The organism is Rhodoferax sediminis (genome assembly GCF_006970865.1).
GTDB classification, from domain to species: Bacteria; Pseudomonadota; Gammaproteobacteria; order Burkholderiales; family Burkholderiaceae_C; genus Rhodoferax_A; species Rhodoferax_A sediminis.
This window is the reverse complement of record NZ_CP035503.1, coordinates 2,578,313-2,592,079: the sequence shown is the minus strand read 5'-3', so window position 1 is coordinate 2,592,079 and position 13,767 is coordinate 2,578,313. Positions and strand designations below refer to the sequence as shown.

16 protein-coding genes are annotated in these 13,767 nt (G+C 64.5%); 11 read left to right on the top strand and 5 right to left on the bottom strand.

The genetic code is table 11. The features are described 5' to 3' along the window. The first annotated feature begins 14 nt into the window (after positions 1-14). The 4 genes from EUB48_RS12520 to rlmD are packed head-to-tail and all read left to right on the top strand — an operon-like array spanning position 15 to position 4,160. On the top strand, positions 15-776 hold the full coding sequence (locus EUB48_RS12520) for a protein-L-isoaspartate(D-aspartate) O-methyltransferase (protein ID WP_420821453.1): 762 nt from the start codon (positions 15-17) through the stop codon (positions 774-776). Between the two features lie 11 nt (positions 777-787). Beyond that, positions 788-1,678: a peptidoglycan DD-metalloendopeptidase family protein gene (locus tag EUB48_RS12515; protein WP_142819431.1), complete on the top strand. Its 891-nt coding sequence runs from the start codon at positions 788-790 to the stop codon at positions 1,676-1,678. Positions 1,679-1,683: 5 nt separating this feature from the next. Further along, a complete protein-coding gene (gene rpoS / locus EUB48_RS12510) occupies positions 1,684-2,697 on the top strand; it encodes an RNA polymerase sigma factor RpoS (RefSeq protein WP_142819430.1) in 1,014 nt (337 codons plus the stop codon). Between the two features lie 41 nt (positions 2,698-2,738). Beyond that, positions 2,739-4,160: a 23S rRNA (uracil(1939)-C(5))-methyltransferase RlmD gene (gene rlmD, locus EUB48_RS12505; protein ID WP_142819429.1), complete on the top strand. Its 1,422-nt coding sequence runs from the start codon at positions 2,739-2,741 to the stop codon at positions 4,158-4,160. A gap of 49 nt (positions 4,161-4,209) precedes the next feature. Here the strand turns inward: rlmD and EUB48_RS12500 are convergent, their stop codons facing one another. Further along, positions 4,210-4,911 (bottom strand): Bax inhibitor-1/YccA family protein, encoded by a 702-nt coding sequence (locus EUB48_RS12500; RefSeq protein ID WP_142819428.1) that lies wholly within the window; start codon positions 4,909-4,911, stop codon positions 4,210-4,212. Positions 4,912-5,094: 183 nt separating this feature from the next. Between EUB48_RS12500 and EUB48_RS12495 the strand changes: the two genes are divergently transcribed. The 7 genes from EUB48_RS12495 (at position 5,095) to sufT (ending at position 11,506) form a co-directional block, all read left to right on the top strand. Further along, positions 5,095-5,502: a GlcG/HbpS family heme-binding protein gene (locus tag EUB48_RS12495; protein ID WP_142819427.1), complete on the top strand. Its 408-nt coding sequence runs from the start codon at positions 5,095-5,097 to the stop codon at positions 5,500-5,502. Positions 5,503-5,723: 221 nt separating this feature from the next. Continuing rightward, entirely contained in the window at positions 5,724-7,178 is a 1,455-nt protein-coding gene (gene sufB, locus EUB48_RS12490) for a Fe-S cluster assembly protein SufB (protein WP_142819426.1), read from the top strand. A 20-nt stretch (positions 7,179-7,198) separates the two neighbouring features. After that, a complete protein-coding gene (gene sufC / locus EUB48_RS12485; protein WP_142819425.1) occupies positions 7,199-7,972 on the top strand; it encodes a Fe-S cluster assembly ATPase SufC in 774 nt (257 codons plus the stop codon). A 4-nt stretch (positions 7,973-7,976) separates the two neighbouring features. Further along, the gene (locus EUB48_RS12480; protein WP_142819424.1) at positions 7,977-9,227 is read left to right on the top strand and encodes a SufD family Fe-S cluster assembly protein; all 1,251 of its coding nucleotides are present in this window, start codon (positions 7,977-7,979) and stop codon (positions 9,225-9,227) included. Continuing rightward, on the top strand, positions 9,220-10,476 hold the full coding sequence (locus tag EUB48_RS12475; RefSeq protein WP_142819423.1) for an aminotransferase class V-fold PLP-dependent enzyme: 1,257 nt from the start codon (positions 9,220-9,222) through the stop codon (positions 10,474-10,476). Before EUB48_RS12480 ends, EUB48_RS12475 begins: the two co-directional genes overlap by 8 nt. Further along, the gene (sufU, locus tag EUB48_RS12470) at positions 10,473-10,964 is read left to right on the top strand and encodes a Fe-S cluster assembly sulfur transfer protein SufU (RefSeq protein ID WP_142819422.1); all 492 of its coding nucleotides are present in this window, start codon (positions 10,473-10,475) and stop codon (positions 10,962-10,964) included. Before EUB48_RS12475 ends, sufU begins: the two co-directional genes overlap by 4 nt. Next, positions 10,961-11,506, top strand: coding sequence for a putative Fe-S cluster assembly protein SufT (sufT, locus tag EUB48_RS12465; protein WP_142819421.1), 546 nt, complete (start codon positions 10,961-10,963; stop codon positions 11,504-11,506). The genes sufU and sufT overlap by 4 nt, the downstream gene beginning before the upstream one ends. Before the next feature lie 19 nt (positions 11,507-11,525). Here the strand turns inward: sufT and hemP are convergent, their stop codons facing one another. Genes hemP through EUB48_RS12445 form a run of 4 tightly spaced genes read right to left on the bottom strand, consistent with a single transcriptional unit; the run spans position 11,526 to position 13,644 of the window. Continuing rightward, positions 11,526-11,747 (bottom strand): hemin uptake protein HemP, encoded by a 222-nt coding sequence (gene hemP / locus EUB48_RS22040; protein WP_142819420.1) that lies wholly within the window; start codon positions 11,745-11,747, stop codon positions 11,526-11,528. Positions 11,748-11,758: 11 nt separating this feature from the next. After that, entirely contained in the window at positions 11,759-12,175 is a 417-nt protein-coding gene (locus EUB48_RS12455) for an ExbD/TolR family protein (protein WP_142819419.1), read from the bottom strand. Between the two features lie 41 nt (positions 12,176-12,216). Further along, positions 12,217-12,930, bottom strand: a complete 714-nt coding sequence (locus tag EUB48_RS12450) for a MotA/TolQ/ExbB proton channel family protein (RefSeq protein WP_142819418.1) — start codon at positions 12,928-12,930, stop codon at positions 12,217-12,219. Positions 12,931-12,945: 15 nt separating this feature from the next. Further along, positions 12,946-13,644, bottom strand: a complete 699-nt coding sequence (locus tag EUB48_RS12445) for an energy transducer TonB (RefSeq protein WP_142819417.1) — start codon at positions 13,642-13,644, stop codon at positions 12,946-12,948. Between the last annotated feature and the right edge of the window lie 123 nt (positions 13,645-13,767).

Genomic DNA, 13,767 nt, shown 5'->3' with positions numbered 1-13,767 from the left:
CGGCCCGCATGGATTTGTCGTCCCGCGCTGCAGTTGCTCCCAAAAATATAGCCAATAGTGCAGTCCATACAAGGGCTAGAGGCCAGAATGATGCCAAATCCGGATTGACACCGGCGGCGCAGGGTCATGGTCTGGATTCGCAGATGGTGCGCGAGCGGATGGTGAAAAAACTGGCGCATCAGGGCATCACTCATCCTGATCTGCTGGCGGCGATGGGCGCCATCGAGCGCCACCGGTTCGTCGATAGCGCGCTGGTGAACCAGGCCTATGAGGACACCAGCCTGCCGATTGGTCTGGGCCAGACGATTTCCAAGCCCAATGTGGTCGCGCGCATGATCGAGCTGCTGCTGCAGGGCGAGGGGGCCATCAAAATGGGCCGCGTGCTGGAGGTGGGCACCGGCTGCGGCTACCAGGCGGCCGTGCTGGGCCGGCTCGCCCGCGAGGTCTACAGCATCGAGCGGCTGCGCGGCCTGCACGACAAGGCGCGCGGGAACCTGCGGCCCTTTCGGCTGGCCAACGTGCATCTGCTGTTTGGCGATGGCATGCAGGGATACGCCAAAGGGGCGCCGTATGCCGGCATCATTGCCGCGGCGGGCGGCAGTGCGATCCCGCAGGCCTGGATCGACCAGCTTGCGGTCGGCGGGCGTATCGTGGCGCCCATGGAGACGGCCGCGGGGCAGCAGGCGCTGGTCGTCGTGGACAAGCTCGAACGCGGTTTGAAGCACAGTGTTCTTGAGGCGGTCCATTTTGTCCCCTTAAAATCGGGTATCGCTTGAAGGGATTGCATATGTTGGGGATTCGACGACAGGGGTGGATGTTTGCTGTGGTGCTGGCGATCGGGCTGAGCCTGGTCGGATGCGCCTCGAAAAGTCCCAATTGGGCGCCTGTTTCGGATCGCAGCGCCGGCACCGTCGGGGCCTCCGCCGCGGACGCCAGCAGTGCCGTCAAACCGCTACCGGGCAGTGAAAATGCCGGCAAACCCGGCTACTACACGGTGCGCCCCGGCGACACCATCATGCGCATCGGCCTGGACACCGGGCAGGCCTGGCGTGATCTGGCGCGCTGGAACAATCTGGACAATCCCAACGTGATCGAAGTCGGGCAGGTGCTGCGCGTCGTGCCGCCCGTGGGTGAGTCGGTTGCCGTGGCCAAGCCCGTGCCCTCGTCTTCCGTGACGCCGGTCACGGCCGCGTCAGCCGCAGCGGCGGCCAGCGCGGCCAAATCGCCACCGCCGGTCGTTGCTTCCATCGCGCCGACCCCCGTTCCCCCGCCTGCGCCGACTCCCGCGCCTGCGCCGGGCAGCGATGACGATATCGCCTGGATCTGGCCGACCCACGGCGGGCCCTTGCTGGCAGGTTTTGACGATGCCAAAAACAAGGGCGTGGATATTGGCGGCAAGGCCGGAGAGCCGGTATTGGCCGCCGCCGACGGGCGTGTGGTGTACGCGGGTGCGGGATTGCGCGGCTACGGCAATCTGGTTATCCTCAAGCACAACAACACGTATCTGACCGCGTACGCGCACAACCAGACACTGCTGGTCAAGGAAGACCAGACCGTGCGCAAGGGCCAGAAAATTGCCGAGATGGGGAGCAGTGATGCAGACCGCGTGAAGCTGCATTTCGAAATCAGACGCCAGGGCAAGCCAGTCGATCCGACCAAGTATCTTCCACCAAGGTAGCTTCCATGAAAAAGCGCAGCGGACTCATCAACACCGATGGCCCGAATGCGCTTGACGGCGGCACGCTCGCGAGCAAAATGCCGCCAGCCCATGACGAACGGGCAAGCTCTGCTATTGATTCAGGAGCAAACGAGCTGGCCCGGGATGTCCCTGCCGAATTTCCCGGCGAGTCCAGCGACGCGCTCACCCTGTACCTGCGCGACGTGCGGCGCACCGAGCTGTTCAGCCCCGAAGAAGAGTTTGCCATCGCGACGCGCGCGCGCGCGGGCGACTTCGTGGCGCGCCAGTCGATGATCGAGCACAACCTGCGCCTCGTGGTGAGCATCGCCAAGCGCTATCTGGGGCGCGGTGTGCCGCTGTCGGACCTGATCGAGGAAGGCAACCTGGGCCTGATGCACGCCATCGACAAGTTCGAGCCCGATCGGGGCTTCCGTTTTTCCACCTACGCGACCTGGTGGATTCGTCAGTCGGTCGAGCGCGCCGTGATGAACCAGGGGCGGGTTATCCGGCTGCCGGTGCATGTGATTCGCGAACTGCAGCAGGTGCTGCGCGCGCGCCGCACGCTTGAAAACGACGAGATTTTTGTCGCCACGCGGCCCGACGGCGTGCGCGTGGAGGACGTCGCCGCCTTGCTGGGGCGCGACGTGCGCGAGGTGGCTGATTTGCTGTCGCTGGCGGAATCGCCGCGCTCGCTGGACGCCGCCATGGACAAATCCGAAGACGACCACTCGCTGGGCGACACCATGCCCGACGATCTTGCCGTGGACCCGACCGATACGGCCCAGACGCATCAGGTGGAACGTTTGGTGGGCGGCTGGATCGATGCGCTGACGCACCGCGAGAAAGAAGTGCTGGAAGGTCGCTTTGGCCTGCATGACCGCGAACCCGAAACCCTCGAAGTGCTGAGCGACCGCCTGGGCCTGACGCGCGAGCGCGTGCGCCAGATCCAGAACGAAGCCCTGCTCAAGCTCAAGCGGCAGTTGAACCGCAGCGGAATCGGCAAAGAGGCGTTTCTGTAGCGTGTACTGAATTTGGCTGCGCGGGCCTGAGACAATCAGGCATGACCGATTTCACCGACAAAAAATCAAACCATCCCGCCGACTGGCTGCTGGTCGAATCGCTCGACATGGAGGCCCAAGGCGTGGCCCACAAGCCCGACGGCAAGGTCGTGTTCATCGAAGGGGCGCTGCCGTTCGAACTGGTGACAGCCAACGTCAACCGCAAGAAGAGCAGCTTCGAGCAGGCCACGGTCGCGGCCACTCACCGCGAATCATCGCAGCGCGTCAAGCCTGTCTGCCCTCATTTTGGCTTGCATGAAGGCGCCTGCGGCGGCTGCAAGATGCAGCATCTGCATATCGGTGCGCAGGTGGCCGTCAAGCAGCGCGTGCTGGAAGACAACCTGTGGCACCTTGGCAAGGTCAAGCCCGACAACATCCTGCGCCCGATCGAGGGGCCGGCCTGGGGCTATCGCTACCGGGCGCGGCTCTCGGTGCGCCATGTTCGCAAGAAAGACGCCGTGCTGGTGGGGTTTCATGAGCGCAAGAGCCGCTACGTGGCCGACATGCTGGAGTGCCACGTCCTGCCGCCAAAGGTCAGCGCGCTGCTGCTGCCGCTGCGCGGGCTGATTGGCGCGATGCAGGCGCGCGAGGCCTGCCCGCAAATTGAACTGGCGATGGGCGATAGGGGCGGCGACGATGACGACGTGATTGCGCTGGTGCTGCGGCACCTGGAGCCGCTGGGCACCGCGGATATCGACCTGCTGCAAGCCTTTGCGAGCGCCCATCGGGGCGTGCAGTGGTGGCTGCAGCCCGGCGGCCCGCAAACGGCACATTTGCTGCAGGAGGGGGGCGCCCAACTGGCCTACACGTTGCCCGAGTTCGGCATCACCATGCCGTTCAAGCCGACCGACTTCACGCAGGTCAATCCGGCCATCAACCGCGTGCTGGTGAGCCGTGCGCTGCGACTGCTGGATGCGCAAAGGCACGAGCGCGTGATCGACTGGTTTTGCGGGCTGGGCAATTTCTCGCTGCCGCTGGCGACCCAGGCCGGCGCGGTATTGGGCGTCGAGGGCAGCGAAACCCTGGTGGCGCGCGCCTGTCAAAATTTTGAGCTAAATCGGGCTGCGGCCCTTGAAGGCTCTTCGCTATCAGCTACTGAATTTGTAGCGCGCAACCTGTTCGGGATGACGCCGGCGCTGCTCATGGCGGATGGCGCGGCCGACAAGTGGCTGGTGGACCCCCCGCGTGAAGGCGCGTTTGCACTGTTCAAGGCGCTGGCCGATTTGCAGCAGCAGCCCGAACTGCGCGGCAGATGGACGCCGCCTACGCGCATTGTCTATGTCAGCTGCAACCCGGCCACGCTGGCGCGCGACGCCAACGTGCTGGTGCACCTGGCCGGGTATCGCTGTGCGGCGGCGGGGGTGGTGAACATGTTCCCGCATACGGCGCATGTGGAGAGCATGGCGGTGTTCGAACTGGCATAAAAAAAGGGCTGCGCAAGCAGCCCCATTTTGAAGTGGCAGGAGGAGCGTTTCAGTCGCGCTGGCCGCCAAAGATGCCCAACAGCGCCAGCAGGCTCTGGAACACGTTGAACAGGTCCAGGTACAACGCCAGCGTGGCGCTGATGTAGTTGGTCTCGCCACCATCGAGGATGCGCTTGAGGTCGTACAGCATGAAGGCGCTGAAGATCCCGATGGCGGCCACCGAGACGGCCATCATGCCGGCCGTGGAGCCGACAAAGATGTTGATGACAGCGCCGATCATCAGCACCACGGCACCGACGAACAGCCATTTGCCCAGTCCGGACAGGTCGCGCTTGATGACGCTGGCCAGGCTGGCCATCACGAAAAACACGCCGGCCGTGCCGCCAAAGGCTGTCATGATCAGCTCGGGGCCGTTCTTGAAACCCAGAATGGCCGCAATCATGCGCGACAGCATCAGGCCCATGAAGAAGGTAAAACCCAGCAAAATCGGCACGCCGGCCGCCGAGTTTTTGGTCTTCTCGACGGCGAACATCAGGCCGAAGGCGCCGACCATGAACACCATCAGGCCCATGCCGCCGGTCAGCGAGCGGGTGATGCCGGTGGCGACACCGAGCCAGGCGCCCAGCACGGTCGGGACCAGACTCAATGCCAGCAGCCAGTAGGTGTTGCGCATCACCTTGTTGCGCTGTTCCTGCGAGAGGGCATAGCCATAGCCCGCGCCCTGTCCAATGGGTTGCACTTGATCAATCATGGTTTCGACTCCTTCAACACTGTACATACAGCTAGGGGCATTCTAGGGCGATTCAAGGGCTCGCCGGGAATGCCGCGCGCAACGCTTCCTATTTTTTGTAAGGTTACCTTGTGCCGCGCTGGTATGCCAAACCAGAGCGCAGCCGTTATGCTTGGAAGTCTAGTCACTGTTACCTGTGTAATCATGAAAAACAAACCTGTTCTGGAACTCGCCGACATCAAGAAAATCGCCGCCGCCGCGGAAGCCGAAGCGCTGCGAAACAACTGGGCCGTGAGCATTGCGATCGTGGATGACGGTGGCCACTTGCTGTGGCTGCAGCGGCTGGATGGCGCGGCGCCCATTTCCGCTCATATTGCGCCGGCCAAGGCGCATACCGCGGCGCTGGGGCGCCGTGACAGCAAGGTCTACGAAGACATGATCAATGGCGGACGTGCATCGTTCCTGAGCGTGCCCGGGCTGCAGGGCCTGCTCGAAGGCGGCGTGCCGGCCATGAAAGATGGACAGTGCATGGGCGCTGTCGGGGTCAGTGGCGTCAAGTCCAGTGAGGATGTGCAGGTTGCGCGGGCCGGTCTCGCGGCCATCGGCCTGTAAATCTGTCTGGCCGGAGACGGTTGCGGAGTTTGCCTGCTGCGGCGGCCGGCAAAGCCCCTGATCCACTCGCTGACAATGTCGCTCGGCTTGTTGGCGAGCATTAAGATGCATAAAATATGAATCTACAAAATGCCCATCATTCGCGCAGGGTGGGGCTCGGGGTACTGTAATACTGGGTTGCCGGAGTTTTAGCCGCAATGTGTATGGTTTGGAGGTAATGAATGGCTCTCGCTGAACAAGCCGCACCCCTGGTGCAGGCGCTGGATGGCCAATATCGACATGGGTTTATTACCGATGTCGAATCCGACTCGTTGCCTCCAGGGCTGGACGAGGACATCGTGCGGGCCATTTCCCTGCGCAAGCGCGAACCCGAGTTTTTGCTGAAGCGGCGCCTGGAGGCCTTTGCGCACTGGCGCACCATGCCGTTGCCCGAGTGGGGCAAGCTGCGTGTCGAGCCGATCGATTTCCAGGCCTTGTGCTACTACTCGGCACCGAAGTCGCTGAAGGACGGCCCCAAGAGCCTGGCTGACGTCGACCCCAAGCTGCTGGAGACCTACGAAAAACTCAACGTTCCGCTGCACGAGCGCGCCCGCCTGGCCGGCGTGGCGGTGGATGCGGTATTTGATTCCGTGTCGGTGGGTACCACGTTCCGGGAGCAACTGGCCGAGGTCGGCGTGATCTTCTGCTCGTTCTCGCACGCGGTGGAGCATCACCCCGAGCTGATCGAGCGGTACCTGGGATCGGTGGTGCCGCTGGGTGACAACTTCTACGCCGCGCTGAACTCCGCCGTGTTCTCCGATGGCTCGTTTGTGTATATCCCCAAGGGCGTGCGCTGCCCAATGGAGCTGTCGTCGTACTTCCGCATCAATGCGCCCAACACGGGGCAGTTCGAGCGCACCCTGATCATTGCCGAAGCCGGCAGCCACGTCAGCTATCTGGAAGGCTGCACGGCGCCCCAGCGCGATGAAAACCAGCTGCACGCCGCGGTGGTGGAACTGGTGGCCCACGACGATGCCCACATCAAATATTCAACCGTACAGAACTGGTATCCCGGTGACGAAAACGGGCGCGGCGGCATCTACAACTTCGTGACCAAGCGCGGCCTGTGCGCCGGCAAACGCTCGCATATCGCGTGGACGCAGATCGAAACCGGCTCGGCCATCACCTGGAAGTACCCCAGCGTGGTGCTGCGCGGCGATGATTCCAGCGGCGAGTTCTATTCCATCGCGGTGTCCAATCACTACCAGCAGGCCGACACCGGCACCAAAATGATCCACATGGGACGCAACACGCGCAGCCGCATTGTGTCCAAAGGTATCAGCGCCGGCCATGCGCACAACAGCTACCGCGGGCTGGTGCGCGTCGCGCCGACCGCTGCCGGCGCGCGCAATCACACCCAGTGCGATTCGCTCCTGATCGGCCCGCACTGCGGCGCGCATACCTTCCCCTACGTCGAGGCGGCCCGGGACGACGCGGTGGTCGAACACGAGGCCACCACCACGCGCATCTCCGAGGAGCGCCTGTTTTATTGCCAGCAGCGCGGCATCGATCCGCAGGAGGCAACCTCGCTAATTGTGGGTGGCTTTTGCCAGGCAGTGCTCGAAGAGCTGCCGATGGAATTTGCACTCGAGGCCAAGGCCTTGCTGGCCGTGTCGCTCGAAGGTGCCGTCGGATGATGAATGAACCAAGGAAAACCATGAAGAAACCATCGGAACCACTGCTGGAGGTGCGTGATCTGCGCGTCGATGTGGGCGAGCAAAACGTCCTCAAGTCGGTGTCGTTGGCCGTGCCGGCTGGCGCGCTGGCGGTGCTGATGGGCGCCAACGGCAGCGGCAAGAGCACGCTCGGCCTGACACTGGCGGGCCATCCGCGCTACAAGGTGATGTCGGGCGAGGCGCGCTTTGGCGGGCAGGATCTGCTGCCGCTAAGCCCAGAGGCGCGCGCGCGTGCCGGCCTGTTTGTGTCGTTTCAGGCGCCGCCCGATATTCCGGGCGTGAAGAACGGGCTGTTCATCCGCAGCGCGCTCAACGCTGTGCGCGAATCACGCAGCGAGTCGCCGCTCGATGCGTTCGACTTTCTGGCGAGCGCCCGCACCGCGGCTGCGGAGCTTGGCCTGCCCGATGCCATGCTGAACCGGCCCGTCAACGATGGCTTCTCGGGCGGCGAGCGCAAGCGCAATGAACTACTGCAGTTGGCGCTGCTCAAGCCCCGGCTGGCGCTGCTCGACGAGATCGATTCGGGCATGGACGTCGACGGCGTGCGTGCCGTGGTCAAGCTGGTGCAGTCGCTGCGCGCGCAGGGCACCGCCTTTGTCGTGGTCTCGCACTATCTGCAGTTGATCGAGTCGCTGGAGCCCGATTCGGTGCATCGGCTCGATCAGGGTGCCATCGTCGAGGACGGTGGACTGGCGCTGGCGCGCGACATCGCGCGTACCGGCTTTGTACGGGCGCCGGCGTTGGCGGAGGCATGAACGCATGAATCAAGCGCGCGCTGAAGGTTTGACCGCCAGGGAGCGACTGGCTTCGATCGGCTGGATTCCGGGCCGGTCCGAATATTTTCGCCATTTGCCGCCGCCCGGCATGGAGGTGTGGCTGGGCGACGGCAACGAGATGCCCGCAGCTGAACCCGTGGTGCACGAATCTTCTGCCGGCGCCGGCTGGGCGCTGGAGTTGCTCGGTACCGCACGTCAGGGCCTTGTCGAGGCCCAATGGCTCGATGCGGCGGATGCCACGCAGCGCAGCCGGCTGTTTGCGGGGATTGCCGCGCCGGGCGACAGCGACGCCGATCGCTTCGCATGGGCGCATCAGGCCATGTGCCGCCGCGGGCTGCGCCTGCGCATTGGCGGCGGTGCAAAGGCGAGTGCGGGAGGTGAACCAGGCGAGACCGTCTCGTTGGTGCTGCGACGCCAGGCGCAAGCAGCGCTCGAAGCACCCACGCTGGTGATCGACGTGCTGCCTGGCATGCACTGCGTGCTGCTCGAGACGCATGAACGTGGGGCGTCCATGGAGGCCGTCGTGCAGAACCTTGATGTTCACATCACGCTGGGCGCGGGTGCCAGCTTGCAGCATCTGCGCGTGGCCACGCCGGGGCGGGATGACCGTATCGCGCATCGCGTGCATGCCCGCCTGGGCCGCGGCGCCCGCTACGATCAGGCGCTCATCGCCTGCGGCAGCAACTACCACCTGCAGCGCACCGAACTCGATCTGCATGCCGCGCAGGGCTCGGCGCGCACTGGTGCCGCGCTCTTCGCGGCGGGCACGGCGCTGGAACAGCAGGTCGAGGTGCTGCATCGCGGCGCGGACACGACCAGCGACGTCGAGGCCCTTGTGCTGGCCAGCGGCAAGGCACGCGGCGTCGTGAACGCCTACAGCCGCATTGCGGCCGGCGCGGACGAGGCGTCCATACGGCAGCGGCTCAGCGGAATCCCCACGGACGGCCAGCCCCGGCTGGTGCTGCGTCCGCATCTCGAAATCAACCACGACAAGGTGCAGGCGGTGCATGGCGCGACCTGGGGTGCGCTGCCCGAGGATGCGCTGTTCTACGCCCGCCAGCGCGGCCTGAATGAGAGCAGTGCGCGCGCCTTGATCATTGAAGGGTTGCTGACGGCGCTGCTCGAACGCAGCCTGAGCGATCCCGCTGTGCTGGAGACACTGGGCGTGCATGCGCTGCTGGGCAACGCGGTGGCCCGCTATCTGGCCGCAGGCAAGGGGTTGTCGCATGAGTGAGTCATCCATCCTGCAGGAGGGCGAACTGGAGCGCCTGCGTGCACAATTCCCCGTGCTGGCGCAGCGTATTCATGATGCGCCGCTGGCCTATCTCGACAATGCGGCGACGACTCAGGTGCCGCAATCAGTGCTCGCTGCAATGAACGGTTTTGAGCAGCATGACCGGGCCAACATCCATCGCGGTGTCCACACGCTCAGCCAGCGCGCGACCGATGCATACGAGCGCGCCCGGGCCGGCGTCAAGCGCTTCGTCGGTGCGGATGCTTCGCACGAATTGGTCTTTACGTCCGGCACCACCGAGGCGCTGAATATGGTGGCGCAGGGGCTGTCGGTGAGCGGCGAAGCGCCGGCGGTGATACGCCCCGGCGACGAGATCATTGTGAGCGGCCTCGAGCACCACGCCAACCTCGTGCCGTGGCAGCAGGCGGCACGCCGCAGCGGCGCTACCTTGCGCATCGTGATGCCCGATGTCCAGGGGAGCGTTCATATCGATGATTTGAAACGCCTGCTGTCGCCGCGCACCCGCGTGTTCGCGCTCACCGCGTGCTCCAACGCCACGGGCTACCGCCCGCCCTATGAAGACTTGCTGGCGCTGGCCGCCGACGCCGGTGCGTTGACCGTGCTCGACGCGGCGCAAGCCGTGGGCCACAGCGCGCTCCAGTTGGGCACGCTGGCATGCGACTTCATGGCGTTTTCGGCGCACAAAATGTACGGCCCCATGGGCATGGGCGCGCTGGTCGGGCGCCGCGCCACGCTGGAGCGGCTGGTGCCGCTGCGCTTTGGCGGCGACATGGTGGACTGGGTCACGTTGGAGGGCGCCGGGTTTACCGGCTTGCCCGCGAGGCTCGAAGGCGGCACGCCGCACGTTGCCGGCACCGTCGGCATGGCCGCGGCAGCGACGTTCATCACGGCCGTCGGGCACGACCGGTTGGAGCAGCACCTGGGCGCATTGCGCGAACATGCTGCAAAAGGCCTGCAGCGCATAGACGGTATCCGGGTGCTCTCACCCGATGCCGAGTCATCGGCCATTGTTTCGTTCGTGGCCAGTGATGTGCATCCGCACGACATCGGCACCTTGCTCGATGAAGACGGCATTGCGGTGCGCACCGGCCACCACTGCGCCCAGCCATTGCTCGACCACCTGGGGGTCGGGCCGACCACGCGGGCCTCGTTTGCTGTGTACAACACCCACGACGAGGTGGAGCGTTTGCTGGCCGGCGTCTCGCGCGCACTGAAGGTGTTTCGATGAGCGCCGACACCGATCTGTACCAGGAGGTCGTGGTCGAGCACAAACGCTCGCCGCGCAACTTCGGCCTGCTTGCCACGTGGACGCATCAGGCCCGCGGCAGGAACCCGCAGTGCGGCGATGACCTCAGCGTCCAGTTGCAGGTCGAGCAGGACCAGATTCGCGACATCCGATTCCATGGACAGGGCTGTGCCATTTGTATTGCATCTGCGTCGATGATGACCGAGGCGGTGCGGGGCGGCAGCGTGGATGCCGCGCAGCAGCTGCAGCAGCGGTTCCGCGCCGTGATGACAGGGCAGCAGGAGCCCGATGACGCCTACCTTGGCAAACTGATCAGCCTGGCCGCGGTGCGGCGCTATCCGAGCCGCATCAAGTGCGCACTGCTCGGCTGGCACGCGCTAGCGCACGCGCTGGGCGATACCTCCCAAAGCGGCGACGAGCCCGAGCAGCCCGAGTTGGACAGTGCGCCGCAAACAAAGGTGCCGCAATGAGGCGTAACCGCGAAACCGTGCTGATCCGGCGCCCGGTCTGGGTCGAGCTGATTCCCGATGGCACCCGGTTCGAGCTGATGCCAGATACCATGGCCGAGATCACGCAGGCGCTCGGCTCCTCGATCACGCTGTATGTCGAAGGACGTCTGGTGCGGCTGCAAGGAGACGATGCCGATGCCATTGGCAAGACACCGCCGGTGGCCCCGTCGCTCGCGGCCGACGCCAGCACCGACGACGTGCGCGCACTGGTCTGGGAAACCCTCAAGACCTGCTATGACCCCGAGATTCCGGTCGACATCGTCGAGTTGGGGCTGGTCTACGTCTGCGACGTGCTGCCGCTGCATGACGACCAGCTACGGGTCTCGATCAAGATGACGTTGACGGCACCCGGCTGCGGCATGGGCGAGAGCATCGCCCAGGAAGTACGCCAGAAGCTGCTGCGGCTGCCGCGCGTGGAGGAGGTCGATGTCGAGGTTGTCTTCGATCCGCCGTGGTCGCGTTCGATGATGTCCGAGGCCGCGGAATTGAGTCTCGGGCTGTAGCAAAACCGGATCGAAGAACCTATTTGGTCAGGATCAGCTTGCCCAGCCGGGTGGCCTGCAGCCGATAGATCACGCCGTTGTGGCTGATCTCCACGGTTTTTTCACCCTTGAACAGGTCGGCGCTCTCCATGGCATGTGGCGCTCGCCTGCGGGCGGCTCCTTCGGCCTCTTGCGCAGGCGCGCCAGCATGTAAACGGAGCGCCTGGCCGGAGTCGGGTTCGTCGATGGGCGCGTGGGGCATGGCGGATAAGCTCACGGCTGCTTGGGCGGCTCGGTAATGAACCCGATCTTCTTGATGCCTGCCTGTTGGGCCGCTGCCATCGCCTGTGCCACGCGCTCGTAGCGCACGGCCTTGTCACCGCTGATATGCAACTCCGGCTGCGGCGTCTTGAGAGCCGCCGTCCTGAGCAGCACGGCCAGGTTCTTGTCGTCCGTGGGGCTGTTGTTCCAGAAGTAGTCACCTTGCGCATCCACGCTCAGGCGCACGGTCTCGGGCTTGGGGTCCAGCCGCTGGCTGCTGGCGCGCGGCAAGTCAATATTGACCGAGTTCTTCATTACCGGCACGGTGATGATGAAGATGATCAGCAGCACCAGCATCACATCGACCATCGGTGTCACATTGATCTCGTTCATCACCTCGTCGGTGTCATCCTGGGTTCCGAAGGCCATGGGTCAATTCCTTGTGAATGCGCAAAACGTGCAGGCAGCCCTCAGGCTTTTTTCATCACAACGATGTTGCTGTCGCTGCTGCTGGAAACCCGCGCGCCCGTCACAAAGTAGGCGTGCAGGTCGTGCGTGAAGCTGCTGAGCTTGATCAGGATGAATTTGTTGCCGCGCACCAGGGCGTTGTAGCCCAGCACCGCCGGAATCGCGACGGCCAGTCCGAGCGCCGTCATGATCAGCGACTCGCCCACCGGGCCCGCGACCTGGTCAATACTGGCCTGGCCGGCCGAACCGATGCTGAGCAGGGCGTGGTAGATGCCCCAGACCGTGCCAAACAGGCCCACAAACGGGGCGGTGGAGCCGACTGACGCCAGAACGGCCAGTCCCGATTGCAGCTTGGCGGAGAATTCATCGATCGTGTTGCGCAGGCAGCGCGATACCCAGTCGCTCACATCCAGCGTGTCATGCAGATGGGCCTTGGTGTTGCGGTGGTGCGCAGTGGCCTCGCGGCCTTCCAGGGCGAGTTGGCGGAAAGGGTTGTCGGCATCGGCGCCCAGTTTGGTCAAACCCGCCGCAAAGTCTTCGCTGTGCCAGAAATCGGCCGCCTTGATGGCGAGTTTCTTGTACTTGATGACGTCCAGCGCCTTGATGATGATGACGATCCAGGACGCCAGCGACATGACCAGCAGCAACACGGCGGTGGCCTTGATGACGAGGTCGCCCTGGGTCCAGATGTGGGCAAGGCCGAATTGCGATTCCATAACAACTCCAGAAATTTATTCGAGAACAAAATTGATCGGCACGTTGAACCACATGGCTTCGGCGACGCCACCGCGTTTGCCGGGGACATAGCGCCACTTCAGCACCGTGTCCAGTGCCACGCGATCGAGCCGGTCGAAGCCGCTGGACTGTTTCAGTTCGGCTTTTTGCGCCAGCCCGTCCACGCCGATCAGCACCCGCACGATGACCTTGCCCTGTTCGCCCAGGCGTTTGCTGATGGGCGGGTAGGGTGGTTTGGGGTTTTGCAGGTAGTCGGCGTTGCTGGATGGGAGTTCGACCTTGGCCGGTGCCGGCGGCGCGACGGGCGCGGCAGGGGCTTCCATGACCGGCGCTGGCGGTGCCGGCGGCTGGGGGGTGGTCACCCCGATGGGCGCCGCTGGCGCCGGTGTGGAGTCGGCGATGGCGACGGGTTGTGGCGCCGGGCGTGGCCGCACCCGCACCACGGGTTTGGCAACCGGCTGCTTTACGGGGGGCGGGGCAGGCAGTACGACCGGTTTGGGAGGATCAACTTTTGGCGCGGGAGGTTCGATCAGCTGGGACAGCATTTCAACCGGCACCACGATCTCTGCAGCCCGGTGCAACAGGCCGGCTTGCAGCGCCCACAGCGCCGCAAGGTGGAACAGCACCACGCTGGCGACAATGATGGTGTTACGACTCAGACCGGCAGCAAAAGGGCGTGTGACAGACAGGGCCATGGTGGACGGGTTGGACGGGTTCCCGGCTGCAAAGTTTCGCCGGGCCGGGCGTTGTCGCTACTTGCGCAAAACCCACCAGACCGAGCCGACAACCAGAATCAGGCTGGCGCCGAGCGTTGCGAG

Excerpts from the sequence above, each read along its gene's own strand:
- EUB48_RS12455 (WP_142819419.1), bottom strand. The coding sequence starts at position 12,175 with ATGGCCTTCGGAACCCAGGATGACACCGACGAGGTGATGAACGAGATC.
- EUB48_RS12495 (WP_142819427.1), top strand. The coding sequence starts at position 5,095 with ATGAAAAACAAACCTGTTCTGGAACTCGCCGACATCAAGAAAATCGCC.
- rpoS (WP_142819430.1), top strand. The coding sequence starts at position 1,684 with ATGAAAAAGCGCAGCGGACTCATCAACACCGATGGCCCGAATGCGCTT.
- EUB48_RS12480 (WP_142819424.1), top strand. The coding sequence starts at position 7,977 with ATGAATCAAGCGCGCGCTGAAGGTTTGACCGCCAGGGAGCGACTGGCT.
- sufC (WP_142819425.1), top strand. The coding sequence starts at position 7,199 with ATGAAGAAACCATCGGAACCACTGCTGGAGGTGCGTGATCTGCGCGTC.
- sufT (WP_142819421.1), top strand. The coding sequence starts at position 10,961 with ATGAGGCGTAACCGCGAAACCGTGCTGATCCGGCGCCCGGTCTGGGTC.
- EUB48_RS12475 (WP_142819423.1), top strand. The coding sequence starts at position 9,220 with ATGAGTGAGTCATCCATCCTGCAGGAGGGCGAACTGGAGCGCCTGCGT.
- sufB (WP_142819426.1), top strand. The coding sequence starts at position 5,724 with ATGGCTCTCGCTGAACAAGCCGCACCCCTGGTGCAGGCGCTGGATGGC.
- sufU (WP_142819422.1), top strand. The coding sequence starts at position 10,473 with ATGAGCGCCGACACCGATCTGTACCAGGAGGTCGTGGTCGAGCACAAA.
- rlmD (WP_142819429.1), top strand. The coding sequence starts at position 2,739 with ATGACCGATTTCACCGACAAAAAATCAAACCATCCCGCCGACTGGCTG.
- hemP (WP_142819420.1), bottom strand. The coding sequence starts at position 11,747 with ATGCCCCACGCGCCCATCGACGAACCCGACTCCGGCCAGGCGCTCCGT.
- EUB48_RS12515 (WP_142819431.1), top strand. The coding sequence starts at position 788 with ATGTTGGGGATTCGACGACAGGGGTGGATGTTTGCTGTGGTGCTGGCG.
- EUB48_RS12450 (WP_142819418.1), bottom strand. The coding sequence starts at position 12,930 with ATGGAATCGCAATTCGGCCTTGCCCACATCTGGACCCAGGGCGACCTC.
- EUB48_RS12500 (WP_142819428.1), bottom strand. The coding sequence starts at position 4,911 with ATGATTGATCAAGTGCAACCCATTGGACAGGGCGCGGGCTATGGCTAT.
- EUB48_RS12445 (WP_142819417.1), bottom strand. The coding sequence starts at position 13,644 with ATGGCCCTGTCTGTCACACGCCCTTTTGCTGCCGGTCTGAGTCGTAAC.